The organism is Acidovorax sp. Root70 (assembly GCF_001428225.1).
Taxonomy (GTDB): Bacteria; Pseudomonadota; Gammaproteobacteria; order Burkholderiales; family Burkholderiaceae_C; genus Acidovorax.
The window spans coordinates 153,859-179,103 of the sequence record NZ_LMHQ01000023.1 but is presented as its reverse complement, the minus strand read 5'-3'; the positions used below and the strand labels follow the sequence as shown (position 1 = coordinate 179,103).

The window sequence follows — 25,245 nt, the reverse complement described above, 5'->3', positions numbered from 1 at the left end:
CCGAAGCGGTCAGGCCATCATCACGGCGATGAACGCCAGCAGGAACATCATGATGCCGCCCACCACCGGCAACACCACGGGAACCAGATGAACGACGTTTTCCACGGGGTCGTTCGAAGGCGTTGCGGGGGCGTGCGAGGTGTTGTGGTCAGACATGGTGGGCTCCAGATGCTTAAAACTTGCGCAATTCTAGCCGCGACAACCTGGGCCGGGCGCAAAACCCCGTGATGGCCCCGAACTGTCAGCAATATCGCTGGTGACCCACCACGTCGTCTCAGATCAGGTCGGCCTGCATGCCTGCCGTGCGCAACTGCGCCAGCACCTCGTCCACATGCGCCTTGCCACGGGTTTGCAGCACCAGTTCGATCTCCACGTTTTGCGCCGCCAGCATGGTGAAGGCGCGCTGGTGGTGCACCTCCTCGATGTTGGCGCCCGCGTCGGCCACGGTGGCGGTGATGCGCGCGAGCACGCCGGGTACATCGCGTGCGCTGACCTTGATGCGCGCGAGGCGTCCTGAACGCACCATGCCGCGCTCGATGATCGCCGCCAGCAACAGCGGGTCGATGTTGCCGCCACACAGCACCAGGCCCACGCGCTTGCCCTTGAAGCGCTCGGGGTAGCGCACCAGCGCGGCCAGCCCGGCGGCGCCCGCGCCTTCGACCAGGGTCTTTTCGATCTCCAGCAGCATCAGCACGGCCTGCTCGATGTCGCCCTCGTCCACCAGCACCAGGTCGTCGACCAGGCGCTTGACGATCTCCTGCGTGATCTTGCCCGGCGTGCCCACGGCAATGCCCTCGGCGATGGTCGATGTGCCCTGCGGGTGGTGCGTGCCCTTCACCGCATTCACCATGGCCGGGAACCGAGTGGTCTGCACACCAATGATCTCGATGCCGGGCTTGAGCGCCTTGACGGCCGTCGCCACGCCCGAGATCAGCCCGCCACCGCCGACGGCAATCACCAGCGTGTCGAGGTCGGGCACGGCCTGCAGCATCTCCAGGCCCAGGGTGCCCTGGCCGGCGGCCACGCCTTCATCGTCATACGGGTGCACAAAGGTCAGCCCCTGCGCGTCGGCCAGGGCGTAGGCGTGGGCACGGGCTTCTTCCAGCGTGTCGCCGTGCAGCACCACCTCGGCACCGAACCCGCGTGTGCGCTCCACCTTCACACCGGGCGTGAAGCGCGGCATCACGATCACCGCGCGCAGGCCCAGGCGCTGCGCGTGGTAGGCCACGCCCTGCGCATGGTTGCCTGCGCTCATGGCGACCACGCCGCGCGCGCGCTCCGCGTCGGTCAGCAGCGTGAGCCGGTTGCAGGCGCCCCGCTCCTTGAACGACGCGGTGAACTGCAGATTCTCGAACTTGAGGAATACCTGCGCGCCCACGATCTGCGAGAGCGTCTTGGATTCCACACAGGGGGTGTCCAGCACCTGGCCTTGCAGGCGGGTGGCGGCGTCGCGGATGTCTTGGAGGGTCAGCATGGGCCAATTGTGGCGCAACGTGGAAGGGTAGGGCGCTGCGGCGGGTGTGGGGCAAATATTTGAATGAAAAGTGCCGTAAGCGCAAGAGATTCATGCGCTTATTGCTATCAATTTTGAGCGTCTATTTGACGCCCAGCCTGCGCGCCAGCTTGTGCAGGTTGCTGGCGTCCACCTCGAGTGCACGCGCGGCCCGGGCCCAGTTGCCCTGGTGGCGGGCCAGGGCCTGGGTGATGGCGAGCCGCTGGCAGGCATCCACGGCATCGCGCAAGGGGCCCTCGGCGGTGGCAGGTGGGGGCAGCTCCGCAGCCATGGCGGGGGCGCTGGCGTCCGGCGGCGCATGGGCCGCGCTGGCGGCTTGGGCGTCCAGGTCCAGCAGCGCGGGCTCCAGCGTCACGATGTCGGCGCGGTTCACGCCCCGGCTCAGGGCCTTGAGTGCGGCGCGGCTGATCACGTGCTCCAGCTCGCGGATGTTGCCGGGCCAGGGGTAGCGGCGCAGTGCGTCCTGCGCACTGGCCGACAGGCGCAGGCTGCGCAGGCCCAGGCGAGCGCGGTTCAGTTCCAGAAAACGGCCCGCCAGTAGCAGCACGTCGTTGCCCCGTTCACGCAGTGGCGGGATGGGCACGGGATACACCGACAGCCGGTGGTACAGGTCGGCGCGAAACGCGCCGTCGCGCACCTGCTCGCGCAGGTTGCGGTTGGTGGCGGCGATCACGCGCACGTCCACGCGGCGCGGGCGGTCGGCGCCCAGGCGCTGGATCTCGCCGTTTTGCAGTGTGCGCAGCAGCTTGGCCTGCACGGCCAGCGGCAGCTCGCCCACTTCGTCGAGAAACAGTGTGCCGCCCTCGGCAGCCTCGAAGCGCCCGGGCCGGTCGGTCACCGCGCCGGAGAACGCGCCACGCACATGGCCGAAGAGTTCGCTCTCGGCCAGCGATTCGGGCAGCGCCGCGCAGTTCACGTGCACCAGCGGCTTGGTGCGGCGCGTGGACTGGCGGTGCAGCAGGCGCGCGAGCAGCTCCTTGCCCACACCGGTTTCGCCCAGCAGCAACACGGGCAAGTCCGAGCCGGCCACCACCTCCAGCTCGTGCAGCAGGCGCAACAGGGGCTCGCTCTGGCCGACGATCTCCATGTCGCCATCGCCCGCGCGGGTGGCGCGCTCATCGTCGGCGCTGCGCGTGTGGGGGGCGCTGCGCAGCGCCTGCACTTCGCGCTCCAGCCGCGAGATGCGCACGGCCGCCTCCACCAGCATCTTGCAGTCGGCCAGCGCGGCGCGTGCGGCTTCGCCAAAGGTGCCGGTCTGCAGGGCGTCGAGCGTGAGCACGCCCCAGGGCTGGCCATCCACCTGCAGGCCCATGCCCATGCAGTCGTGCACCGGCAGGGGCTCGCCCACCAGGGTGTCGAGCAGGCCGTCATAGGGGTCGGGCAGGCTGCTGTCGTGGTCAAAACAAGTCACCTCGCGCCGCGCCAGGATGGCCGCTAGCCGGGGGTGCTGGCTGACCGCAAAGCGCCGGCCCAGCGCCTCGCGCACCAGGCCGTCCACGGCCAGCGGGCGCAGGTGCTCTTCTTCCAGTTGCAGCAGCGCCACGGCCCCGCAGTGGAACCGGTTGCGCAGGTGGGCAACCAGCCGCTGCAGGCGCACGGCCTGGGGGAGGTCGGTGGCCAGATCGGCCAGCAGCGGGCTATGGTTCATGGTGATATTTACCTTCGATGGGTGAATTAAACCCTAATTGCAAATGGTCAAAAAAACCATGACCGACGTAAGTGGTTGATTTGATGGGCTTGTGGCCCTGGCCTGGCGCTTGCAATGTGGGTAGCGACACCGACTCACTCGTTCAGAAAAGCCATGACCACAAGACCTCGACCCCCGGCGGCCCCCTGCGCGGCCCGCCATGCTGCCAGCGTGCGCTGGCGCCGTCCCGTTGTTGTTCAGTTCCAGCAGGAGGCCCGCCATGGGTAACTATCGCAAGCTCTGGTTCACGCTGATCGGCGTGCTCATCGTCACCTTCAGCCTGCTGGGCTACTACGGCGCGGAGGTCTACCGCACCGCGCCGCCCATCCCGGCCAAGATCGCCACGGCGGGGGGCGAGGTTCTCTATACCCACGACAGCATTCTCGACGGCCAGACCGCCTGGCAGTCGGTGGGGGGCATGCAGCTGGGCTCCATCTGGGGCCATGGCGCCTACCAGGCGCCCGACTGGACGGCCGACTGGCTGCACCGCGAGCTGACCAACTGGCTCGACGTTGCGGCAGAGCGTGCGCACGGCAAGCCTTTTGCAGACATCGACACCGCTGCCCAGGCCGTGCTGCGCGACCGCATGAAGACCGAGTACCGCACCAACACCTTCAACCCCGATACGGGCGTGGCCACGGTGTCTTCGACACGGGCCGACGCGATCGCCATGACGGCGCTGTACTACGACCAGCTCTTCAGCGACGCACCCGCACTGCACAAGTCGCGTGAGCATTTCGCGATGAAGGAAAACACCCTGCCCAGCGCCGAGCGGCGCGCGCAGATGATGGGCTTCTTCTTCTGGACGGCCTGGGCTGCCGCCACAGAGCGCCCCGGCAGCGTCGCCACCTACACCAACAACTGGCCACACGAGCCACTCATCGGCAACAAGCCCACCGCAGAGAACATGGTGTGGTCGGTGATGAGCGTGGTCGTGATGATGGCGGGTGTGGGCTTCCTCGTCTGGGGCTGGTCCTTCCTGCGCAAGCACGACGAAGTGGAGCCCACGCCACCCCAGCATGACCCGCTTGCGCGCGTGCCGCTCACGCCCTCGCAGCGCGCTTTGGGCAAGTACCTGTTCCTCATCGTCGCGCTGTTCAGCTTCCAGGTGCTGCTGGGCGGTTTCACCGCGCACTACACGGTGGAGGGCCAGCAGTTCTATGGCATCAACGTGTCGCAGTGGTTCCCCTATTCGCTGGTGCGTACCTGGCACATTCAGAGCGCGCTGTTCTGGATCGCCACGGGCTTTCTGGCCGCAGGCCTGTTCCTCGCGCCCCTCATCAATGGCGGCAAGGACCCGGCTTATCAGAAGCTGGGCGTGGACATCCTTTTCTGGGCGCTGGTCGTGGTGGTCGTGGGCTCGTTCGTGGGCAACTACCTGGCCATCGCGCAGATCATGCCGCCCGAGTGGAATTTCTGGCTGGGCCACCAAGGCTATGAATACGTGGATCTGGGCCGCCTGTGGCAGATCGGCAAGTTCATCGGCATCGCCTTCTGGCTGGTGCTGATGCTGCGCGGCATTGTGCCGGCGCTGCGCACACCCGGCGGCGACAAGAATCTGCTGGCGCTGCTGACTGCGTCGGTGGTGGCCATTGGTCTGTTTTACGGCGCGGGCTTCTTCTACGGCGAGCGCACCCACCTGTCGGTGATGGAGTACTGGCGCTGGTGGGTGGTGCACCTGTGGGTCGAGGGCTTCTTCGAAGTCTTCGCCACCACGGCGCTGGCCTTCATCTTCTCGACCCTGGGTCTGGTGTCGGTGCGCATGGCCACCACGGCCAGCCTGGCATCGGCCTCGCTGTTCATGCTGGGCGGCGTACCTGGCACCTTCCACCACCTGTACTTTGCAGGCACCACCACGCCTGTGATGGCGGTGGGCGCGGCCTTCAGCGCGCTCGAAGTCGTGCCGTTGGTGGTACTGGGCCACGAGGCCTGGGAACACTGGCGCCTGCAGCACCGCGCGCCCTGGATGGCCCGCTTGCGCTGGCCGCTGATGTGCTTCGTGGCCGTGGCCTTCTGGAACATGTTGGGCGCGGGCGTCTTCGGCTTCATGATCAACCCGCCCATCTCGCTGTACTACGTGCAGGGCCTGAACACCACGCCGGTGCACGCCCATGCCGCGCTGTTCGGTGTGTACGGCTTCCTGGCCCTGGGCTTCACGCTGCTGGTGCTGCGCTACATCCGGCCGCAGCTGGTGTTCAGCGAGCGGCTCATGAAGACGGGCTTCTGGTGGCTCAACGCTGGCCTGGTGCTGATGATTGCCACCAGCCTGCTGCCCATCGCGCTGTTCCAGTTCCACGCCAGCGTGAGCGAAGGCCTGTGGTACGCCCGGGGCGAGGAATTCATGCAGCAGCCTTTCATCCAGACGTTGCGCTGGGTGCGCACCTTCGGCGACGTGGTCTTTATCGTTGGTGCGCTGGCCATGGCCTGGCAGGTGGTCAGCGGCGTGTTTGGTTCGCGTGCCCCGGCTGCATCGGCAGGGGCTTATCTGGCGGAGTCCCGCCGCTGATCCGCGCCGCACTGCCGCCACCACCCCCCGCGGCAGCGCTGGCCCTCCATCCATCCCACAAGGAGTGAACATGAACCTCGACAAATTCAAGCACCAGCACACCGACATCCTGCGCAACATCGCCACGTTGCGCGCCCTGGCCCAGGCGGGCGTGGAAGCCAATGCCAGCGCCATTGCGCAGGGCATCGTGGCGATGAGCGGCACCATCAAGCTGCACCTGGCCGTGGAAGACCAGGTGCTGTACCCCGCGCTGCAGCGCGGTGGCAACCCTGAACTGGCCCGTCTGGGCCGCCAGTACCAGAGCGAAATGGCCTCGATCGCCAGCGCCTACGACGCCTTTGCGCGGCGCTGGAACACGGCCGAGAACGTGCGGCGCGATGCCCAGGGCTTTCGCAACGAGGCCAACGTGGTGTTGCGCCGCGTGTTCGAGCGCATGCAGCGCGAGGACCATGACTTTTATCCCCGCATCGAAGAGGAAGAAACCGCCGGCTGCCATTGAGCGAAAGCGCGGCCCGTCCACAGCGCAGCAGCCCCGCAGCCCCATCACAGCAACCCGCCTTTTCACCGCGCACCGCGACCACCCACTGCTCGTGCGCCAGCGTGTCACCGCACGCTCCCCCATCCATCGGTAGGGCCTGACGGCACCTCCCTTTTGCCGGCCTTTGTGCCGGCTTTTTTTTACCCCTGCTTACCGCTGCGTTTGTGTTGGGTCAAACTACCTATAGTGTCTGGTGGGTATCGTAGACACCATAGGTAGTGTTTTTAACCCATTCCACTGATTGGTCGAACCCATGGTGTCCACCCTTGTCACCCTGCCCCGCGATGTTGTGCTGCGCAGCGGTCAGCGCGTTCCTTTTGACGCCGAACGCATCCGCGCTGCGCTCGTCAGCGCTGGGCAGGCCTCGGGGGAATACGGCGATGAGGAAGCCGCGCTGCTCACCGCCCAGGTCACCAAGGTGCTGATCCACCGCTTTCATGGCGAGGCGCCCACGGTCGAGCAAATCCAGGACGTGGTCGAGCAGACACTGATCGCCGCCAACCACCTGGCTACGGCCCGCGCCTACATCGTCTACCGCGAGCAGCACGCCACGCTGCGGGTCGACAAGCAGACCTTGGTGGATGTGGAAAGCTCCATCAACGAATACCTCACGCGTGCCGACTGGCGTGTGAACGCCAACGCCAACCAGGGCTACTCGCTGGGCGGCCTCATCCTCAATGTGGCGGGCAAGGTCACGGCCAACTATTGGCTCTCGCATGTGTACACGCCCGAGATCGGCGAGGCGCACCGCAGCGGCGACATGCACATCCATGATCTCGACATGCTCAGCGGCTACTGCGCAGGCTGGTCGCTGCGCACCTTGCTCAATGAAGGGCTCAATGGCGTACCGGGCAAGGTCGAAGCCGGGCCGCCCAAGCACATGAGCTCGGCTGTGGGGCAGATCGTGAACTTTCTGGGCACGCTGCAAAACGAGTGGGCGGGTGCGCAGGCGTTTTCGTCGTTCGACACCTACATGGCGCCCTTCGTGCGCATCGATGCCATGGACTATGCGGCCGTGCGCCAGTGCATCCAGGAGCTGGTCTACAACCTGAACGTGCCCTCGCGCTGGGGCACGCAAACACCGTTCACCAACCTCACCTTCGACTGGACTTGTCCCGACGACCTGCGCGAGCAGGTGCCCGTGATCGCAGGCCAGGAGATGCCGTTTGCCTATGGCGACCTGCAGGCCGAGATGGACCTCATCAACCGCGCCTACATCGACGTGATGACCACCGGCGACGCCAAAGGCCGGGTGTTCACCTTCCCCATCCCCACGTACAACATCACCAAGGACTTTCCGTGGGAGAGCGAGAACGCACAGCTGCTGTTTGACATGACGGCCAAGTACGGCCTGCCGTACTTCCAGAACTTCATCAACTCGGAGCTGGAGCCGAACATGGTGCGGTCCATGTGCTGCCGTTTGCAGCTCGACTTGCGCGAATTGCTCAAGCGCGGCAACGGCCTGTTCGGCAGTGCGGAGCAGACGGGCAGCCTGGGCGTGGTGACGATCAACTGCGCTCGCCTGGGCTACCTGCATGCGGGCGACGAGGCAGGCCTGTTCGCCGCGCTCGACCGCCTCATGGAGCTGGGCAAGCAAAGCCTGGAAACCAAGCGCAAGCTCATCCAGCGCCTGATGGACCAGGGCCTGTTCCCCTACACCAAGCGCTACCTGGGCACGCTGCGCAACCACTTCAGCACACTGGGCGTGAACGGCATCAACGAGATGGTGCGCAACTTCACGCACGACCAGCACGACATCACCAGCGACTGGGGCCACCAGTTTGCTGTGCGCCTGCTCGACCATGTGCGCGAGCGCATGACCGCCTTCCAGGAAGAAACCGGCCACCTCTACAACCTGGAAGCCACACCCGCCGAAGGCACCACCTACCGTTTTGCCAAGGAAGACAAGAAGCGCTGGCCCGCCATCCTGCAGGCCGGCACGGCCGAGCAGCCGTACTACACCAACTCGTCGCAGCTGCCCGTGGGCTTTACCGACGACCCGTTCGAGGCGCTGATGCGCCAGGAGGCGCTGCAGTCCAAGTACACCGGCGGCACCGTGCTGCACCTGTACATGGGCGAGCGCTTGTCCAGTGGGGCTGCCTGCCGCGACCTCGTCAAGCGTGCGCTCACCCGCTTTCGCCTGCCGTACATCACGGTCACGCCTACGTTCTCCATTTGTCCCACGCATGGCTATTTGGCAGGCGAGCACCCGTTCTGCCCCCGCTGCGACGAAGAGCGCCTGGCGGCCAAGCGTGCGCGCCTGGCTGCATGAGTGGAGTAGAGCAGGGCGGCAGAGACACTGGCGCCTTTAGATCAGGTCTCTATTGCTATCAAAACCATAGTCTTTCAACCAAGGAGCATTTCATGAGTCATTTTTCGCCCGCAGAACACACCGCCCTGTCCGCCGTGCAGCTCACCGACGACGAACGCCAGCCCTGCGAAGTCTGGACCCGCGTGATGGGCTACCACCGCCCGGTGGCCAGCTTCAATACCGGCAAACGCGGTGAGCACGCCGAGCGCCGCTTCTTCTCCGAGCACACGCGTGGTTGCAGCATCAGCGCCTGCTGACGCAGCGCCTGGGCCAGCGCTGCGCCTGGGCGGCTTCACGCCGCTGACCACCATCGACTTCCCTGGCCGCCTCGCGGCCGTTTTCTATTGCCAGGGTTGCCCCTGGCGCTGCGGCTATTGCCACAACCCCGAGCTGCTGGACGCCACCGCGCCGCCCGCGCTGCCGTGGGAGCGCGCGCTGGCCTTTCTGGAAAGCCGCCGGGGCCTGCTCGACGGCGTGGTGTTCTCGGGCGGCGAGCCCACTTTGCAGGCTGCGTTGCCCGCAGCGCTGGCCGAGGTGCGCGCCATGGGCTTTGCCACCGGCCTGCACACCGGGGGCATGTACCCTGAGCGACTGGCCGGTTTGCTGCCGTTGCTGGACTGGGTGGGGCTGGATATCAAGGGGCCCCTGCATTGTTATGACGCCATCACACGCGCAACGGGTAGCGGTGTGAAGGCCTATGAGTCGTTGCGTCGCCTCCTCGCCAGCGGCGTGGCCCACGAATGCCGTACGACTTGGCACGCAGGTCTTTTTAGCCAGGATGAACTGCTGGAATTGGCCGCATTTCTGGCTGGCCAAGGTGTGAAACATTGGGCCGTGCAGGAATGTCGTACCCCGGAGGCGGGATCGGCTGATTTAGCGTTTTTGCGAAGCACCCGGATCAACCGGGACTTTGTCTCCCTGACAGTTCGCTCTTTTTGAGCATCAGCTCGTACAGTGGACGGCGTAGCTTTTTACCCGGTGACGTTACGAACTCGCAAGACCTGACGCTGGCGCGATACCGATATTGCACTTACCTTGGCCTGTGCAGGTGCCTCCGATCGAGACACCTGTACAGGCGCAATGGATGATGGACTTAGTCCGGTGCGCCCTGCGCTGCCAATTGGCTCAGCTGGCGCTCCAGCTCCGTCAAGGTGGGAGCGGTTTGCTCTGAGTCCTTGAACACTATGCCCGTACCGATACCCGAAGGTGTCGTCAAACGTCGGATTGAAACCAACTGATCGGTCAGAGCGGCGCTCGAGTTCAACATTCGACCCTCGCCCTCATTGACGCTGTAAGCGAACCAGTATCCACGTTGCAGTTGGCCCTGTGCGTTTATCTTCGCGCATAGCACGGTGCCGGCCATGCTACCGCTCACTTGGTGCTCGCAACCGAACAGGCCATCAGAGGACGCCACGACACCATTTCCGGTGCTGGTCGATGAGCCGCTCACAGTCAAATTGACGGCCTCGGTCGTCAGACCCAATGACCCCATGGAAGTGAAGTTCCAGATGCCTTTGAGGCTGGAGGGCGCGAATGGGTAACCGAAATTGAAGCGTGAAATGGCAACCTCTCCCTCATTGGGGAAAGTGATGAACCCGGTAGTCCCAGACGTAAAACGGATGCTCACGTTGCCAGGGCTTCCTGCCGCCGCGCCTGACCGTGCACCGCTACCAAAATAGCGACCACCGGTGTATTTGGTCAAAGGTGCGGTCACCTTGTTATCAACGACATCTCCGACAACCAGATAGAACGTCGACTGGCCACTGTTTTCGTAGGCATACATCTGCATCACCAAGGTGGTGTTTTGCACATCGATACCAAAGCCACGCCCGGGTTTGCCGTCCACTTCGGAAGTGACAACCCACGTGCCAGCCTGGGGTGAGAAGGCATGCACTAAGCCAGCGCCCATGAGCAACGCTGTCGCGGCCAATTTCTTGAAAAACATGGAGGTCCCTCTCTCTTGTCTTGAAGCGTGAAGTAATTGCTGAAGTAGCGAGGCGAATGTATCGGAAATGCGGGGTATGTAACAAGATAACTTTTGCCCCCGGTCATATTCGCGTGGGTCTAGCTCTTCACCACAACCCCCAGCACCTCCGTCCCATACGCTTCCAGCTTCTTCGCCGCCATCCCGCTGATGCCCTGCAGGTCGTCTAGCGACCCGGGGTTGCGCTCTGCAATAGCAGCCAGGGTGGCGTCATGAGAGACCACATACGCCGGCAGGTTGTGCTCGCGCGCCACTTCGGCGCGCCAGGCCTTCAGGTTGATGAAACTCATCTGCGCGTTGGGCCCCAGGTTGGCGGCGCGGCTGGTGGCGCGCTGCTTTTGCGGCTGCGTTTGGCGGGGGCCGACGACACCGATTCGCGCAACTGCACCGGCACCTCTCCGCGCAGTACGGCGCGCGAGCCTTCGGTGAGGTACATGGTGTCAAAGCTGTGGTCGCTGTCCGGCATCACCTTCTGCGGGCCTGAATCGCACAGTGTGGCGGCCAGTTCTTCCACACGTTTGCGCGACTGGCAATACACCACGCCGGCCTTGTCCGCGTGTTCGCGCTCGATGAAGCGCAGCAGCTGGGTGGTGGCGTCTTTCTTTTCCTCGATGCGGAAGCGGATGTTGGGCCGGTAAAAGCTGCAGATGAACAGCCGCGCGTCTTCGAGCTGCAGCCGCTCGATGATGTCGGCACGTGTGAGGTCTTCTGGTCGCCAGCGGTGTGGCGCACGAGTGCCGCACCATCTGGCATGCCGGGCTGTTCCCGACCGAGGGACTGTAGGTGCTGGGCAATACGCTGGCCAGAGCAGGGGCCAAGCTGTGGAAGGCGCAGCCCTGCAACCTTGCGGCCGATCCCACGGCGGCGCCCCCATAAAAAAGCGACCAGGGCAGCTACGTCGTGTCGTAAGCCGTCCCGGTCGCGCGGGGGCAAGCGCTGGCTTCAGCTGCGGCCAGGCACCCAGCCGAGCAGGCCCGGTTCCTTGCGCCATGCGTCGGCGAAAACCACCAGAGAGGCCACGGCCCAGAACACCAGGTATTCCACCCCGGACTTGTTCCAGTACCAGCCCACACCGTTGACGATCATGATCGCGCCTGCCGCCACCACCATCAGGCCGGCGGACATCAGTGCCGCGTACTTGGTGAACACGCCCAGCAGCAGCGCCACCCCTACCGCCAGTTCCATGCAGCCGGACAACACCACAAACACCTCCGGCGGCTGGAACCCGGCCTTGCCGAAGAACACCACGGTGCCTGCAAAGCCGATGATCTTGGACAGCACATGGGGCAAGTAGAAAAAGCCCACGAGCATGCGCAGGACGCGCATCAGGGGATCGTTCGCCTCGCGGGAGGCGATCGAGGAAGCAGTGAGTGGGAGCAATGACATGATGACCTCGACAACGGTACTCCTTCCACGTGCGAGGCGGCGAGACCTTTTGGGCCTTGCCTGGCAACCCCGTTCATCCAGAAGGTGAAGTCAGTGTATTGGTAGCAGATTTGTTGATAAATCAGGCGGTGCAGAACACACTGGTGCGCCATTGGTGTTGATATTGTGTTCAATGCTTGATGCATATCAACCACGGTGGGTGCCTGTTGCGCTGGTGTTTTGTTGACCTTCACGGCGAGGCATGCACGCTGTCCTGCGTGCGTTTACGTTTGGCCGATGCTCCTCTTGCCCCACGGCCTTCTAGGTGCCTGTGCAAACCCTCAGCACCTCCGTCCCATACGCCTCCAGCTTCTTCGCCCCCATCCCGCTGATGCCCTGCAGGTCGTCCAGCGACCCGGGGTTGCGCTCTGCAATGGCAGTCAGGGTGGCGTCATGAAAAATCACATACGCCGGCAGGTTGTGCTCGCGCGCCACCTCGGCGCGCCAGGCCTTCAGGTTGATGAAGCGCACTTGCGCGTCGGGGCCCAGGTTGGCGGCGGCCGCTGGGGGGGCGCTGCCCTTGCGGGTACGCTTGGCCGGTGCGGACGATACCGATTCGCGCAACTGCACCGGCACCTCGCCCTTGAGCACCGCGCGTGAGCCCTCGGTGAGGCACAGCGTGTCGAAGCTGTGGCCGCTGTCCAGCATCACCTTCTGCAGGCCCAGGGCGCCGGTGGCGATCAGCTGGCGCAGCACGCCGCGCAGCTGGGGCTCCGATAAATCGGCGCCAATGCCGAAGGTGGAGATCTTCTCGTGCCCGAACTGCGCGACCTTCTCGGTCTTCTTGCCGCGCAGGATGTCCATGATGTGCCCCGTGCCAAAACTGATGCCGCTGGCCTGGTTCACGCGGTAAATGGTGGACAGGAGCTTGCGCGCTGCATCGGTGGCATCCCACACCGCGGGCGGATTCAGGCAGTTGTCGCAATTGCCGCAGGGCGTGGACTGCTCGCCAAAGTAGGCCAGCAGCCGTACGCGGCGGCAGTCGGTGGCCTCGGCCAGCGCCAGCAGGGCGTCGAGCTTGCCGCGCAGCGCCTGCTTGAACTCCTCGCCCGCCGGGCTCTCGTCGATCATGCGGCGCTGGTTGACCACGTCGTTCAGGCCGTAGGCCATCCAGGCGTCGGCGTTCAGCCCGTCGCGGCCCGCGCGGCCGGTCTCCTGATAGTAGCCTTCGATGTTCTTGGGCATGTCCACATGGGCCACAAAGCGCACATCGGGCTTGTCGATGCCCATACCGAAGGCGATGGTGGCCACCATCACGATGCCCTCTTCGCGCAGAAAGCGGTCCTGGTTCTTCTGGCGCACCTTGGTGTCCAGCCCCGCGTGGTAGGGCAGGGCAGTGATGCCCGCGTCGCTCAGCGTAGCGGCCAGCTCTTCCACGCGCTTGCGCGACTGGCAATACACCACGCCGGCCTCGCCCGCGTGCTCGCGTTCGATGAAGCGCAGCAGCTGCGTGGTCGCGTCCTTCTTTTCGACGATGGTGTAGCGGATGTTGGGCCGGTCAAAGCTGCTGATGAAAAGCCGTGCGTCTTCGAGCTGCAGCCGCTCGATGATGTCGGCGCGCGTAAGTGCATCGGCTGTGGCTGTGAGCGCGATGCGTGGCACACCCGCATAACGCTCGTGCAGCACGGTGAGTGCGCGGTACTCGGGGCGAAAGTCGTGGCCCCACTGGCTCACGCAATGCGCCTCGTCGATGGCAAACAGCGAGAGGTGCCCACCCTGGTACAGGCTGTCCAGCAGCCCCAGGAAGCGCGGTGTGTTCAGCCGCTCGGGCGCGGCGTACAGCAGGGTGATGTCGCCCGTCTGCAAACGCAACTCCACATCCTGCGCCTCGTCAAAACTCAGGGTGGAGTTGAGAAACGCGGCGGAAACCCCCGCCTCGTGCAGCGCGCCCACCTGGTCGTGCATCAACGCGATCAGCGGCGAGATCACGATGGTCACCCCGCGCCCCTGCTGCTGGCGCACGATGGCCGGCACCTGGTAGCACAGCGACTTGCCGCCACCCGTGGGCATGAGCACCAGCGCGTCGCTGCCTGCGATTACATGCTCGACGATGGCCTGCTGGGGGCCGCGAAACTGTTCGTAGCCAAAAACGTCCTGCAAAACGGAATGGGCAGGGGACAGTGCGGGGGACAGGCGAGAGGACAAGCGGATACTCTGAAATTGATAGCTACTAGCGCGCTTTGATAGTGAGCTAGGGGCGATCTGTCTGATTCTTCGGTAAGCAGTGACTACTGCTGACAAGGCTTATTGTGCGCCGCTGCCATCTCCTGGCACTTTGAGAACGTGTTGGGATTCCGATATCCGCGCTGCCGGTGGCGGAGCGAATCCTTGGCTCTCCACCTCGGCCCCCATAGGGCCGAGGTTACAAGGTCAGGTTATTTTGCAAGTGCCGTTGACTGACGCAGCGCTACGATAAGTTTCGCCAATGCGTCATCGCTCGCTCTGACGGCTGCCAACGAGAAGTTAGATTTGAACTCGGAGAATTCCGCTTGACCGCGTCCTTCCACCCGCAGCGAATCCAGCGTCTTACCTTGCATGTCCTTGATTTGGCAGGACAGCGTCACTGTGAAAACCGTGGGCGGCCACGTCAACGCGCTTTCTGACGAGGAGTTGGTGGTGATCTCTGGAGTAATCAGCAGCTGAATGCCACTGGCACTCAACTCCGCTGCATCGGTTGGATTGTTGATTTTGGCGACATCGCGAAACACTACCCCCAGAGCCTTGTACAGGCCAGGCTCTAGATCCCGATAGGGAAAGTAACGCACCTTGTCGCCGCCTCCGCCCGGTGTAGTGACTTCCAGGGCTTTGGACGCCGCCGAAATGTGATAACCCGCTTTTTTGTCCAGCATCGGCTTGTCCGCCGCAGGTTGGACAGTGGCCAAGTTGGGTGCCATGGAGATGGGATGCGCGCAGCCCCCCAGGGTGAGGGCCAACACTACGCTGAGCGACAAGAAAACAATGCGCTGGTACATGTTGTCTCCTTATCGTTGCTTGAGAGAGGCAACGAAGTCCGGATCAGCAAACAGAGCCCCCAAGAGGTCTTGCACCATCAGCGGATAGTTGTTTGCGGCCTGAGGGATAGCGACAGCGCCAGCGAATGCACCTTCCCACTGTCGTGTGATCTTCTTGACCTTGTCGTACCGAACTTCCGCCCCCTTCTTCACGACAAATTGCGCCTCCAACTGCCCATCATTGGTTTGGATTCCACCCGCATTGATGTTGTTGTGCAGCAGGGTGCCTGACACTTCGACAGGGGAGTTGGGGGCGTGCAGCTTTGCCAATTCGAGCTCGGAACGCAGAGCCGCTGCAAGATAGTCGCCATAGTTTTTGCCCACAGGCGACACCATGGAAGAGGCTCTCAGGGATATGGCGTCCGCGCTTTGCATTCCTGGCTTGGTGGCGAACGTGCCAACCTTCACCTCAGAGGATGAAGTTTTCTTCAGTCGCTCTACGTTGTCTACCGACGGTGTGTAGTTGGGCGCAGGTCCAGCGCAACCGACCAAAAAAATGCAGGCCAAAGCGGCCAGCGGCAGTGCAAGAAAAATTGGGCGTTTCGATGCCATTAAATAGCCTCCCTCTCATTGAAAATTTGGATTTGTCGGCGCGTGGAATGTGGCGACGCGCGGCATCATATAGGACTCAATTCAGGGAAGGCCCCGTTCTTGGGGGGCGTCAGCGACGCTTTCTACAATAGCGCCCTATGCAAGCCCTCCACTACACCCGCGCCGCGCAACTGCCCGACATCCTCGCCCAACGCATCGTCATCCTCGACGGTGCCATGGGCACCATGATCCAGCGCTTCAAGCTGGGCGAGGCGCAGTACCGGGGCGAGGGCTACACCGGGCCGGATGGCGCGGGCGATCGGTTCAAGGACTTTGCGTACGACGTGAAGGGCAACAACGAGCTGCTCAGCATCACCCGCCCCGACGTGATCCGCGACATCCACGAGCGCTACCTGGCGGCCGGGGCCGACCTCATCGAGACCAACACCTTTGGCGCGACCACCGTGGCGCAGGAGGACTACCACATGGCCCACCTGGCGCGCGAGATGAACCTGCGCTCCGCCCAATTGGCGCGCGCGGCTTGCGACAAGTATTCGACGCCCGACAAGCCCCGCTTTGTGGCCGGCGCCCTGGGCCCCACGCCCAAGACGGCCAGCATCAGCCCAGACGTGAACGACCCCGGCGCGCGCAATGTCGACTTTGAAACGCTGCGGGCCGCGTACTACGAGCAGACCGAGGCGCTGGTCGAAGGCGGCGCCGATGTGCTGCTGGTCGAGACCATCTTCGACACCCTGAACGCCAAGGCCGCGCTGTTTGCGATTGATGAGTTCTTTGAAAAGAGCGGCGAGCGCCTGCCGCTCATCATCAGCGGCACCGTGACCGACGCCTCGGGCCGCATCCTGTCGGGCCAAACGGTGACCGCCTTCTGGCACAGCGTGCGCCACTCGCGCCCCCTGGCCATTGGCCTGAACTGCGCGCTGGGCGCCACGCTGATGCGTCCCTACATCCAGGAGCTGAACCGCGTGGCCGAGGACACCTTCATCAGCTGCTACCCCAACGCTGGCCTGCCCAACCCGATGAGCGACACCGGCTTTGACGAAACGCCCGAGATCACCAGCCGCCTGGTGCACGAGTTCGCGGCCGAGGGGCTGGTCAACATCCTGGGCGGCTGCTGCGGTACCACGCCAGACCACATCGGCGCCATTGCCAAGGCGGTGGCCGATGTGCCCACGCGCAAGATGTTCTACCCCGCAGAAGCCTGAATTTGAGTCGAATTGGCTGCTAGCGCTTGTTCCATATGCGCTGGTAGCTATAAAAATAGTAGTCAATGCCGTACCAGCGCAGTGCGGCAGCCCATTGCAAGGCGCCGCCGGGTGCGGCAACCTTGCAATCCCCCTTCATTGCGCCTTCCCGTTTCGCCGTCTGGTCCGTTCACCCCATGCTTGATACCGCCACCCCGCCCGCCTCGTCCTTTGTGGAGGGCGACGACGCAGCCGCAGCGGCCGCCAAGGCTGCCGCGCACGCCGCGCTCAAGCTCGAAAAGCGCCTGGTGCGCCAGGTCGCCCAGGCCATTGGCGACTTCGGCCTCATCGAAGACGGCGACAAGGTCATGGTGTGCGTCTCGGGTGGCAAGGACAGCTACGGCCTGCTGGACGTGCTGCGCATGCTGCAGCAGCGCAACGGCAACAAGTTTGAGCTGATCGCCGTCAACCTCGACCAGAAGCAGCCGGGCTTTCCTGCCCATGTGCTGCCCGAATATCTGACCCAGGTGGGCGTGCCCTTCCACATCGAAACGCAGGACACCTACAGCGTTGTGAAGGAGCACATCCCCGAAGGCAAGACCATGTGCAGCCTGTGCAGCCGCCTGCGCCGGGGCATTCTGTACCGCGTGGCCGACGAGCTGGGCTGCACAAAGATTGCGCTCGGCCACCACCGCGACGACATGCTGCAGACGTTCTTTTTGAACATGTTCTTTGGCGGCAAGCTCAAGGGCATGCCGCCCAAGGTGCAGAGCGACCGGGGCGACCACCTCATCATCCGCCCGCTGGCTTACGTGGCTGAAGACGACCTCACCCGCTGGGCCGAACACCGCCAGTTCCCCATCATTCCCTGCACCCTGTGCGGCAGCCAGGAGAACCTGCAGCGCAAGCAGATCGGCCAGATGCTGCGCGACTGGCAGCAGCTCTACCCCGGCCGCATCGAGAACATGGCCGTGGCGCTGCGCAACCTGGTGCCTTCGCACTTCATGGACCCGCGCCAGTTCGACTTCAAGGGCCTGGTGCCCAACGGCGTGCAGGACGCCGATGGCGACAAGGCGTTTGATGCCGAAGAGTTTCCAGCCCAGGCCGTGGGCATGATCGGCGGCCTGCCCCTGATGCCCCGCTGAACCCGACCCCTGACGATTTTTAGATTGGGCCACCCCATGACCACGCTCAAAGCCCCCGAACTCCTCCTGCCCGCCGGCTCGCTCGACAAGATGCGCGCCGCCTACGACTTTGGTGCCGACGCGGTGTACGCCGGCCAGCCGCGCTACAGCCTGCGCGCGCGCAACAACGAGTTCCGCTTGGAGCAGATCAAGCAAGGCATTGACGAGGCCCACGCGCGCGGCAAGAAGTTCTTTGTCACCAGCAACCTGATTGCGCACAACGACAAGATCCGCACCTACCTGCGCGACATCGAGCCCGTGATCGACTGCCAACCCGACGCATTGATCATGGCCGACGCGGGCCTGATCATGATGGTCAAGGAAAAGTGGCCCGAGCAGGTGGTGCACCTCTCGGTGCAGGCCAACACCACCAACTGGGCGGCGGTGAAGTTCTGGCAGAAGATGGGCGTGGAGCGCGTCATCCTCTCGCGCGAACTCAGCCTGGACGAGATCGAAAAGATCCGCCAGGAATGCCCCGACATGGAGCTGGAAGTGTTCGTGCACGGCGCGCTGTGCATTGCGTACTCGGGCCGGTGCTTGCTCAGCGGCTACTTCAACCACCGCGACCCCAACCAGGGCACCTGCACCAACGCCTGCCGCTGGAACTACGCCACACACGACGCCGACATCGACCCCACCACGGGCGAAGCCATCGCGCAGAAGATGGAAGGCGACTTCAACTTCGAGGCTGCGCAGCAAAAGGCCGAACAGGCTTTTGCATCGACCACCGGCAACGGCCAGCGCCACCCCAAGGCCGACAAGGTCTACCTGATCGAAGAAGCCGGACGGCCCGGGCAGATGATGCCCATCATGGAAGACGAGCACGGCACCTACATCATGAACAGCAAGGACCTGCGTGCGGTGGAGCATGTGGCGCGCCTGGCGCAGATCGGCGTCGATTCGCTCAAGATCGAAGGCCGCACCAAGAGCCTGTACTACGTGGCCCGCACCGCCCAGGTCTATCGCCGCGCCATCGACGACGCCGTGGCGGGCCGCCCCTTCAACCCTGAGCTGCTGATTGAGCTGGAAGGCCTGTCCAACCGCGGCTACACCGGCGGCCTGCTGGAGCGCCGCCCCAGCAACGACTACCAGAACTACCTCAGCGGCCATTCGGCCACCCAGCGCAGCCAGTACGTGGGCGAAGTGCTGGGAGCCGAAGGCATTGCCGACGTAGGGCTGTCAGGAGACTGGGTGCAGGTCGAAACCAAGAACCACTTTGCCGTGGGCGACCTGATCGAGGTGGTGCACCCCAGCGGCAACATTACCGTGCGGCTGCAGGAAATGCGCAACGTGGAAGGCCAGCCCGTGCAGGTCGCCCAGGGCAGTCCCGTGCGCGTGTGGGTTGCGCTGCCCGCACGCTACAGCGGCGCGCTGCTGGCCCGGGTGGTGGAGGCCCAAGCGGGCGATGCGAAGGCAGAGCCTGCACTGACCGCGTGAGCAGACGCGCCGCGGCGCGTCTCGGTCAAGCCGACAGGGAGAGCACGTGCTCGATGAATGCGTGGCAAGAATGGGCCGGGTTGGCGAGCACATCCGTTTTGACCAGCACGCCAAGAGGCCCCACACCCTGGGGTCTCCACGATAGAACGACCAGTTCCTTGCGCTGTACCAACGGCCGCAGAAGGCTTGCTGGTGCGCAAACGAGCATGTCGCTCTCGGTCAGCATGGCGTAGATGATTTCTGTCGAGCGGCTCGACACCCTGCACAGTTCGGGCACGCCGCCCAGATCGTCGAAAAGATTCTCGACCTGCTGGGGCCCCAGCCCCGTGAGCGGTGGGGCCAGCCAGCGCTGCGCCAGCAGCTCAGCGGCCGTGACGGCGGCCTGCCGGGCCAGCGGGTGCCGGGGGCGACAGGCCACCACGAACTCATCCCGCAGCGCGGCGCGAAACTCGAACCCCTGCGGCAGCGGGGCCGGTTCGCGGCAGATCGCCAGGTCCAGCGTGCCTTCCTGGATGCTCTCCAGCAAATTGTCGATCGTGACTTCGTGGACATCGATGGCGGCGTCAGGGTGCTTGGCGAAGTAAGCCGGGATGGCCGCCGTCAGCAGCCCATTGATACCCGCCGCGATGCTGCCGATGCGGATCAATGCGGACCCCGCCCCTTGCTGCATCAGCGCCGCATTGCCTGCAACCGCCTGAAGCGGAACCAGCGAGGCCCGCAGCAGCGGCAAGATCGCTTCTCCCAGGCGGGTCAACCGCATGCCCTTGGAGTGCCTCTCGAACAGTGGGCCGCCCAGAGAACTTTCCAGCTCGACCAGTGCGTGGGTCGCTGCGGGCTGGCTCAGGCCAATGGAAGAGGCCGCGCGGTGCAGGCTTTGCAGGTCGGCAATCGCAATGGCCAGCTGCAGGTGCTTGAGGCGCACGCGCCCCAGGATGCGGTTGAACAGGACCGAGGGCGTCAAGTCTGGCATGGGCTATTCAAAAAATGAATTCAATTGAAAAAGAAGCATTGGCCTTGCTGGGACCGTTGTGGAACGATTCCGGGGCCAGTAGGGTGCGAGCCCTGCTGAGTTCATTCAATTAACGAATCTTATTCCCCGCACCAGCCCACCGCTGGCTGAGCGGGAGCTCAGGAGACAAAACCCCATGCCATCGCCTCAGCGCCGCCCCGCGCGCACGATCATCTTGCGCCCCACCCGCTTCCTGCTCGCCCCGGTCGTGGGCGCCATCCTTGCCATGGGCCAGGCGCAAGCCGCAGACACGCTGGACACCGCGTGCAAAACCACAGCCGAGTGCCAGGCGCAGGTCGCCAAGATCCAGGGCCTGGTCAAAGGCGATGCCACCGGCGCCCTGTCCAAGTCGCAGGACACCTTCTACTGGTTTGGCCGCATCAACATGGCATCGACCGTGGTCAACGTGGAGCAGGGCATCATCCCCAAGGCCCAGGCGGGCCGCATTGCGCGTGGCGTGGAGTTGTCGATCACACAGGCGGCCGCCCCGGGCGGCAAGCGCCCCACCGATGTGCTGCAGGTCGAGAAGATCATCACGGATGCCGTGGGCCCCGAGGCCACGCTGATCCACACCGGGCGTAGCCGCCAGGACATCCACTCCACCCTGAACGCAGCGCAGTTGCGCCTGGAGATGCTGGACTTTGCCGATGCTCTGGACCAGGTGCGCGCACGGCTCATCACCATCGCACAGGCACACACCGCCACCTATGTGCCCGCGTACACCAACGGCGTGCAAGCCATGCCCATCAGCTATGGGCACTACCTCATGGCGTTTGCGGATTCGTTTGCGCGCGACTCGGCCCGCATCCGCGAGGCCTACGCGCGCATCAACCTCAGCCCCATGGGTACGGCCGTGCTGGCCAACTCCAGCTGGAGCATCAACCGGGAGCGCCTGGCGCAACTGCTGGGGTTTGACGGGCTCATCGTCAACTCGCTGGATGCGGGGCAGATCAGCACCTACGACATTCCCATCGAGGCCACGTCCATCGCCAGCTCCACCGCCATCCGCGTGGGCGCCTTCATGCAGGATGTACACACCCAGTACCACCAGACCCGGCCATGGCTGCTGCTGGCCAGCGGCAAGACGTACACCAGCAGCGCCATGCCGCAAAAGGCGAACCCGGGCATCATCCAGAACACCCGCGCCAAGGCCAGCGACGTGGTGGCGTCGGCCCAGGCATCGCTGTGGCGCGCCCATAACGTCACGCCCGGCATGATCGACTACAAGAACACCTGGAGCCCCGGTAGCGCCAAGACTTTTGTCCAGGGCGTGGAGATGCTTCAGCAGTTGGCCGATGTGCTGGACTCGCTGCGCATCGACCCGGCCCGCGCGCTGGACGAACTGGAATCCGAATGGACCACGTCGATGGAGCTGGCCGAAACCCTGCAGCGCACCCATGCCATTCCGTTCCGGGTGGGCCACCACTTTGCGTCGGACGTGGTGGTGTATGCCAAGGAACGCAACATCCGGCCCAAGGACTTCCCGTACGCCGAAGCCGTGCGCATCTACCGCGAAGCGGGCAAGAAGTACGACATCAAGGACCAGCGCCTGCCGCTCACGGAAAAGGAATTCCGCCGCGCTTTGTCTCCCGCAGAAATGGTGGCCACCCGCACCGGCACAGGCGGCCCGCAGCCCCAGGAGGTCACCCGCATGGTGGCCGTCGCCAAGGATGTTCTTGCCAAAGACCGCGTCTGGTCGGGTGAGGCGCGGCAGCGCCTGCTGGCCGCCGAGGCGGCTTTGAACGCGGCGTTTGAGGGGGTGAAGGCGCTGCCCTAGAAAGGGCTCGGGCGCGCCGAAGCGGTTCATCCCCCTTCTACAGACGGCATTTGGAAGTAAATGGGCTGCAGCGCCAGTGAATATTGGCGATGTAGCTATGAATTTGGTAGCGATTGCCAGCCCGCTGGTCCCCCAGCGCCCGCCCGGATGAGGGAAGGACACTGCGCAAAGTGCCGGGGGCCAAAGCGCTGGCGGGCGCTGTTCATGTCGTGTGAATCACTACAGAATCGGGCATTCGTCCCCCCTGAGTGTCCGGCATGTCCCTCCCCATCGACCCTACCCGCAGCGCCCTGCCGCCCGTGGCCCAGTTCTTGGCCGAGGCGGCGCTGCAGCGGCAGACGGCGTTGCTGGGGCTGGACAAACCCAAACCCGCGGCCCCCGCACCGTTGCCTATCGCAGACCCCAGCGCGCCGCCTCCCTCCGTCACATCGCCCAGTCCGCCCGGCGGACCGTTGCCCGCACCGGCGGACCAGGCCAGCATCTCGCCCCAGGCACGTGAACAGTTGGCGGCGGGCTTCGACCCGCGCCGGCCTGGCGGGGCCGATGGCGGTGTACCGGGCACCAGGGGCGACGGCGCTGCGCAGGCTGGTTTGTCACCGGCGCAGCCCCGTGGCGCGACCGCAGCGGCACCAGGCAATGCGGCTGCACCGGCGGCCTCTGCCACGGGCGCGGCAACCTGGCCTGCGTCGGGCCTTGGCACGCCGTTGCTGCGCATGGTCAGCGCGCTGGTGGCGCAGGTGACGGCGGAGGCCGGGGTGCCGCAGCGCGTGGTGGCCGCACAGCCCTGGCCCATTGGCATGGCGCAGGCGCTGGAGAGCGGGGCGCTGGATGCCGACCAGCCGCCGCTGCAGACCTGGCTGGTGCGCCAGGGCGTGGTGGCGACCCCTGAAGGGCCGCGCGGGCTGGCGCTCACCTTGCGTGCCCCGGTGCCCTGGCTGGCGGCCCAGGCGTCGCCCGCCGCTGCGGGCGCGGTGCAAGTTGGCGCCAGCCTGGGCGCGGGAGCCAACGCTGCAGGCGGCGCGCTGCAGGTGCCTTTTGCGGGCGGCGGCCAGGCGTTGCAATCGGGGGTGATGGCCCTGGTGTTGCAGGGCATGGATGCTGCCGCGCCGCGCACCAGCGCGCTGCTGGTGCTGGACCTGCAACCGCAACTGGCCGCCACCGTCTACGGCCGCGACATGCTGCAGCAGGCCACCGGCCGCCTGGACCCTTGGACCCAGATGGCCGTGCTGCAAGCCAGCGGCCAGGTGCCGCGCGAGGACGAGCGTGCACGCAATGGCGCATCGGGCCTGTGCGACACCGCAGGCTGCCCTTACGCAGCGCGGGCCGCATGCGTGCAGCCGTTTTGCATGGCGATGCGCGGCGTGCTGCCGCCCGAGCCCGTGGGGCCCGTGCCGCTGGCAGGAAACCCGTAGGGGTCCCCCGCAAGAATCACCGCGCCCTGTGCCTCTGTGGCCTGGGGCTGCCTGTGGCGTTGCGAAGGCTCGGGGTAGCTACCGGCTGTGGCTGTACTTTGCGCCTTGCAGCCGTCCCGATGCGTAGCGCACACTTTCCGCTCGATACGTACAGGGCATCTCTGGCGAAAGCGCGAACAAAAAACCGCCAGGGCCGGGTCACGGCATCTGGCGGTCTTGGGGCAAGCCAACGGCGTGATGCGCCGGTGCTTGCTCAGGCTTGCACAGCGTGTTGCGCAGAGCTTATGGATACAGACCGCGCATTTCGCGCGCGTGCAGGATGCGCTGGCAGGCCACGATGAAGGTGGCGGTGCGCAGGCTCACCTTGTGCTCTTGCGCCACTTGCCAGATGCCCGCAAAGGCCTCTTGCATGATGCGCACCAGGCGGGCGTTGATCTCGTCCTCGCTCCAGAAGAAGCTGGAGAAGTCCTGCACCCATTCAAAGTAGCTCACCGTCACGCCGCCCGCATTGGCGATCACGTCGGGCAGCACCAGCACGCCCTTGTCGTGCAGGATGTCGTCGGCCTCGGTGGTCGTGGGGCCGTTGGCGCCTTCGATCACGAGCTTGGCCTTGATCTGGCCCGCGTTGTCTTTGGTGATCTGGCCTTCCAGCGCGGCGGGGATCAGGATCTCGCAATCCACACCCCAGAACTCTTCGGCCTTCATCACATCGGCGCCGGCAAAGCCGCCCACGCCGCCCCGGGCCTTCACATGCGCCAGCAGCGCGGGCACATCCACGCCCTTGCTGTTGAAGATGGTGCCGGTGTGGTCTTGCACCGCCACCACCTTGGCGCCCGCTTCTGCAAACAGCTTGGCGGCAATGCCGCCCACGTTGCCAAAGCCCTGCACGGCCACGCGGGCGCCGTCCAGCGCCAGGCCGGTCAGCTTGGCGGCTTCCACGCCCACGGTGAACACGCCGCGGCCGGTGGCTTCCACACGGCCCAGCGAGCCGCCCAGGTCCACAGGCTTGCCGGTGACCACGCCGGTGGCGGTGGCGCCCACGTTCATCGAGTAGGTGTCCATCATCCAGGCCATGATCTGCCCGTTGGTGTTCACGTCGGGTGCAGGGATGTCCTTGGACGGGCCGATCAGCAGGCCGATCTCGCTGGTGTAGCGGCGCGTCAGGCGCTCCAGTTCACCCATCGACAGCTTCTTGGGGTCCACACGGATGCCGCCCTTGGCGCCGCCGTAAGGCACGTTCACCGCCGCGTTTTTCACCGACATCCAGGCCGACAGGGCCATCACTTCCGACAGCGTCACGTCCTGGTGAAAACGCACGCCACCCTTGCCGGGGCCCCGGCTCAGGTTGTGCTGCACGCGGTAGCCTTCGTAGTGGGCGATGGTGCCGTTGTCCAGCTCGATCGGCACGTCCACGATCAGGATGCGCTTGGGGCGCTTGAGCGTTTCCACCCAGCGCGCCAGGCTGCCCAGGTAAGGGGTGACGCGGTCCACCTGCTGCAGGTAGTTGCCCCAGGGGCCGAGGTGGTCGGCCTGCAGGTACGAGGGCAGGGGGTGGGATTGTGCGGCGGGGGCGCCGACAGGGTTTGACATGGTGAATTTCCTTGTGGGATCAGTTCAGGCTGCGAAGCTTATGCCTGGCCCGGGGCACTGTCCAAGGCCGGTGTGTTTGTGGGTTATGCGTTTAATGCATACATTGCCGACATGCTTCCGATGCTGCA

The 25,245-nt window shown here is 64.8% G+C and carries 20 protein-coding genes and 1 pseudogene; 10 read left to right on the top strand and 11 right to left on the bottom strand.

Features of this window, described 5'->3' with window-relative positions:
* Positions 1-9: 9 nt before the first annotated feature.
* The 3 genes from ASD94_RS23865 to norR form a co-directional block, all read right to left on the bottom strand.
* Positions 10-156, bottom strand: a complete 147-nt coding sequence (locus ASD94_RS23865; RefSeq protein WP_200954229.1) for a hypothetical protein — start codon at positions 154-156, stop codon at positions 10-12.
* 118 nt (positions 157-274) lie between these two features.
* On the bottom strand, positions 275-1,474 hold the full coding sequence (locus tag ASD94_RS12440; RefSeq protein ID WP_056643374.1) for a threonine ammonia-lyase: 1,200 nt from the start codon (positions 1,472-1,474) through the stop codon (positions 275-277).
* Between the two features lie 121 nt (positions 1,475-1,595).
* Positions 1,596-3,161: a nitric oxide reductase transcriptional regulator NorR gene (norR, locus tag ASD94_RS12435; RefSeq protein ID WP_056643371.1), complete on the bottom strand. Its 1,566-nt coding sequence runs from the start codon at positions 3,159-3,161 to the stop codon at positions 1,596-1,598.
* Positions 3,162-3,420: 259 nt separating this feature from the next.
* Here norR and ASD94_RS12430 point away from each other — a divergent pair, with 259 nt between their 5' ends.
* The 5 genes from ASD94_RS12430 to ASD94_RS12410 all read left to right on the top strand — a co-directional run bounded on the left by ASD94_RS12430 (position 3,421) and on the right by ASD94_RS12410 (position 9,494).
* Entirely contained in the window at positions 3,421-5,706 is a 2,286-nt protein-coding gene (locus tag ASD94_RS12430; protein ID WP_056643369.1) for a nitric-oxide reductase large subunit, read from the top strand.
* Between the two features lie 70 nt (positions 5,707-5,776).
* A complete protein-coding gene (locus ASD94_RS12425) occupies positions 5,777-6,205 on the top strand; it encodes a hemerythrin domain-containing protein (RefSeq protein WP_056643366.1) in 429 nt (142 codons plus the stop codon).
* A gap of 292 nt (positions 6,206-6,497) precedes the next feature.
* Positions 6,498-8,516, top strand: coding sequence for a ribonucleoside triphosphate reductase (locus ASD94_RS12420; RefSeq protein ID WP_056643364.1), 2,019 nt, complete (start codon positions 6,498-6,500; stop codon positions 8,514-8,516).
* 92 nt (positions 8,517-8,608) lie between these two features.
* On the top strand, positions 8,609-8,812 hold the full coding sequence (nrdD, locus tag ASD94_RS12415) for an anaerobic ribonucleoside-triphosphate reductase (protein WP_056643362.1): 204 nt from the start codon (positions 8,609-8,611) through the stop codon (positions 8,810-8,812).
* Positions 8,787-9,494 (top strand): anaerobic ribonucleoside-triphosphate reductase activating protein, encoded by a 708-nt coding sequence (locus ASD94_RS12410; protein ID WP_056643361.1) that lies wholly within the window; start codon positions 8,787-8,789, stop codon positions 9,492-9,494. The genes nrdD and ASD94_RS12410 overlap by 26 nt, the downstream gene beginning before the upstream one ends.
* A 154-nt stretch (positions 9,495-9,648) precedes the next feature.
* Here ASD94_RS12410 and ASD94_RS12405 read toward each other — a convergent pair whose 3' ends face one another.
* The 6 genes and pseudogenes from ASD94_RS12405 to ASD94_RS12375 all read right to left on the bottom strand — a co-directional run bounded on the left by ASD94_RS12405 (position 9,649) and on the right by ASD94_RS12375 (position 15,527).
* Entirely contained in the window at positions 9,649-10,500 is an 852-nt protein-coding gene (locus ASD94_RS12405) for a hypothetical protein (protein ID WP_056643359.1), read from the bottom strand.
* A gap of 119 nt (positions 10,501-10,619) precedes the next feature.
* Positions 10,620-11,311: pseudogene (locus ASD94_RS23280) on the bottom strand (HRDC domain-containing protein); the annotation flags it as partial.
* A gap of 170 nt (positions 11,312-11,481) precedes the next feature.
* Complete coding sequence (locus ASD94_RS12390; RefSeq protein ID WP_056643351.1) at positions 11,482-11,925, bottom strand: DoxX family protein; 444 nt, start codon at positions 11,923-11,925, stop codon at positions 11,482-11,484.
* 300 nt (positions 11,926-12,225) lie between these two features.
* Positions 12,226-14,085, bottom strand: a complete 1,860-nt coding sequence (gene recQ / locus ASD94_RS12385; protein WP_056643631.1) for a DNA helicase RecQ — start codon at positions 14,083-14,085, stop codon at positions 12,226-12,228.
* A gap of 254 nt (positions 14,086-14,339) precedes the next feature.
* Positions 14,340-14,936, bottom strand: a complete 597-nt coding sequence (locus ASD94_RS12380) for a hypothetical protein (protein ID WP_056643349.1) — start codon at positions 14,934-14,936, stop codon at positions 14,340-14,342.
* Positions 14,937-14,945: 9 nt separating this feature from the next.
* On the bottom strand, positions 14,946-15,527 hold the full coding sequence (locus ASD94_RS12375) for a hypothetical protein (RefSeq protein ID WP_056643345.1): 582 nt from the start codon (positions 15,525-15,527) through the stop codon (positions 14,946-14,948).
* Positions 15,528-15,664: 137 nt separating this feature from the next.
* On the opposite strand from ASD94_RS12375, the gene ASD94_RS12370 reads away from it, so the two are divergent.
* From ASD94_RS12370 to yegQ, 3 genes are all read left to right on the top strand, one after another.
* Positions 15,665-16,729: a homocysteine S-methyltransferase family protein gene (locus ASD94_RS12370; protein WP_056643343.1), complete on the top strand. Its 1,065-nt coding sequence runs from the start codon at positions 15,665-15,667 to the stop codon at positions 16,727-16,729.
* Positions 16,730-16,905: 176 nt separating this feature from the next.
* On the top strand, positions 16,906-17,853 hold the full coding sequence (gene ttcA, locus ASD94_RS12365; protein WP_056643340.1) for a tRNA 2-thiocytidine(32) synthetase TtcA: 948 nt from the start codon (positions 16,906-16,908) through the stop codon (positions 17,851-17,853).
* Positions 17,854-17,889: 36 nt separating this feature from the next.
* Positions 17,890-19,329: a tRNA 5-hydroxyuridine modification protein YegQ gene (gene yegQ, locus ASD94_RS12360; protein ID WP_056643337.1), complete on the top strand. Its 1,440-nt coding sequence runs from the start codon at positions 17,890-17,892 to the stop codon at positions 19,327-19,329.
* A 25-nt stretch (positions 19,330-19,354) separates the two neighbouring features.
* Here the strand turns inward: yegQ and ASD94_RS12355 are convergent, their stop codons facing one another.
* Complete coding sequence (locus tag ASD94_RS12355) at positions 19,355-20,299, bottom strand: LysR family transcriptional regulator (protein WP_056643334.1); 945 nt, start codon at positions 20,297-20,299, stop codon at positions 19,355-19,357.
* Positions 20,300-20,474: 175 nt separating this feature from the next.
* Here ASD94_RS12355 and ASD94_RS12350 point away from each other — a divergent pair, with 175 nt between their 5' ends.
* The gene (locus tag ASD94_RS12350) at positions 20,475-22,115 is read left to right on the top strand and encodes an argininosuccinate lyase (RefSeq protein ID WP_056643331.1); all 1,641 of its coding nucleotides are present in this window, start codon (positions 20,475-20,477) and stop codon (positions 22,113-22,115) included.
* Positions 22,116-22,372: 257 nt separating this feature from the next.
* Positions 22,373-23,527 carry a hypothetical protein gene (locus ASD94_RS12345; RefSeq protein ID WP_056643329.1) on the top strand — a complete coding sequence of 385 codons (1,155 nt, stop codon included), beginning with the start codon at positions 22,373-22,375 and terminating at the stop codon, positions 23,525-23,527.
* A gap of 282 nt (positions 23,528-23,809) precedes the next feature.
* Here the strand turns inward: ASD94_RS12345 and ASD94_RS12340 are convergent, their stop codons facing one another.
* Positions 23,810-25,117: a Glu/Leu/Phe/Val dehydrogenase gene (locus ASD94_RS12340; protein ID WP_056643325.1), complete on the bottom strand. Its 1,308-nt coding sequence runs from the start codon at positions 25,115-25,117 to the stop codon at positions 23,810-23,812.
* Positions 25,118-25,245: the final 128 nt, after the last annotated feature.

What these genes read in the sequence shown, in the direction of transcription:
- ASD94_RS23865 (WP_200954229.1), bottom strand. Translation starts at nt 156, where the DNA reads ATGTCTGACCACAACACCTCGCACGCCCCCGCAACGCCTTCGAACGAC.
- ASD94_RS12440 (WP_056643374.1), bottom strand. Translation starts at nt 1,474, where the DNA reads ATGCTGACCCTCCAAGACATCCGCGACGCCGCCACCCGCCTGCAAGGC.
- norR (WP_056643371.1), bottom strand. Translation starts at nt 3,161, where the DNA reads ATGAACCATAGCCCGCTGCTGGCCGATCTGGCCACCGACCTCCCCCAG.
- ASD94_RS12430 (WP_056643369.1), top strand. Translation starts at nt 3,421, where the DNA reads ATGGGTAACTATCGCAAGCTCTGGTTCACGCTGATCGGCGTGCTCATC.
- ASD94_RS12425 (WP_056643366.1), top strand. Translation starts at nt 5,777, where the DNA reads ATGAACCTCGACAAATTCAAGCACCAGCACACCGACATCCTGCGCAAC.
- ASD94_RS12420 (WP_056643364.1), top strand. Translation starts at nt 6,498, where the DNA reads ATGGTGTCCACCCTTGTCACCCTGCCCCGCGATGTTGTGCTGCGCAGC.
- nrdD (WP_056643362.1), top strand. Translation starts at nt 8,609, where the DNA reads ATGAGTCATTTTTCGCCCGCAGAACACACCGCCCTGTCCGCCGTGCAG.
- ASD94_RS12405 (WP_056643359.1), bottom strand. Translation starts at nt 10,500, where the DNA reads ATGTTTTTCAAGAAATTGGCCGCGACAGCGTTGCTCATGGGCGCTGGC.
- ASD94_RS12390 (WP_056643351.1), bottom strand. Translation starts at nt 11,925, where the DNA reads ATGTCATTGCTCCCACTCACTGCTTCCTCGATCGCCTCCCGCGAGGCG.
- ASD94_RS12380 (WP_056643349.1), bottom strand. Translation starts at nt 14,936, where the DNA reads ATGTACCAGCGCATTGTTTTCTTGTCGCTCAGCGTAGTGTTGGCCCTC.
- ASD94_RS12375 (WP_056643345.1), bottom strand. Translation starts at nt 15,527, where the DNA reads ATGGCATCGAAACGCCCAATTTTTCTTGCACTGCCGCTGGCCGCTTTG.
- ASD94_RS12370 (WP_056643343.1), top strand. Translation starts at nt 15,665, where the DNA reads ATGCAAGCCCTCCACTACACCCGCGCCGCGCAACTGCCCGACATCCTC.
- ttcA (WP_056643340.1), top strand. Translation starts at nt 16,906, where the DNA reads ATGCTTGATACCGCCACCCCGCCCGCCTCGTCCTTTGTGGAGGGCGAC.
- yegQ (WP_056643337.1), top strand. Translation starts at nt 17,890, where the DNA reads ATGACCACGCTCAAAGCCCCCGAACTCCTCCTGCCCGCCGGCTCGCTC.
- ASD94_RS12355 (WP_056643334.1), bottom strand. Translation starts at nt 20,299, where the DNA reads ATGCCAGACTTGACGCCCTCGGTCCTGTTCAACCGCATCCTGGGGCGC.
- ASD94_RS12350 (WP_056643331.1), top strand. Translation starts at nt 20,475, where the DNA reads ATGCCATCGCCTCAGCGCCGCCCCGCGCGCACGATCATCTTGCGCCCC.
- ASD94_RS12345 (WP_056643329.1), top strand. Translation starts at nt 22,373, where the DNA reads ATGTCCCTCCCCATCGACCCTACCCGCAGCGCCCTGCCGCCCGTGGCC.
- ASD94_RS12340 (WP_056643325.1), bottom strand. Translation starts at nt 25,117, where the DNA reads ATGTCAAACCCTGTCGGCGCCCCCGCCGCACAATCCCACCCCCTGCCC.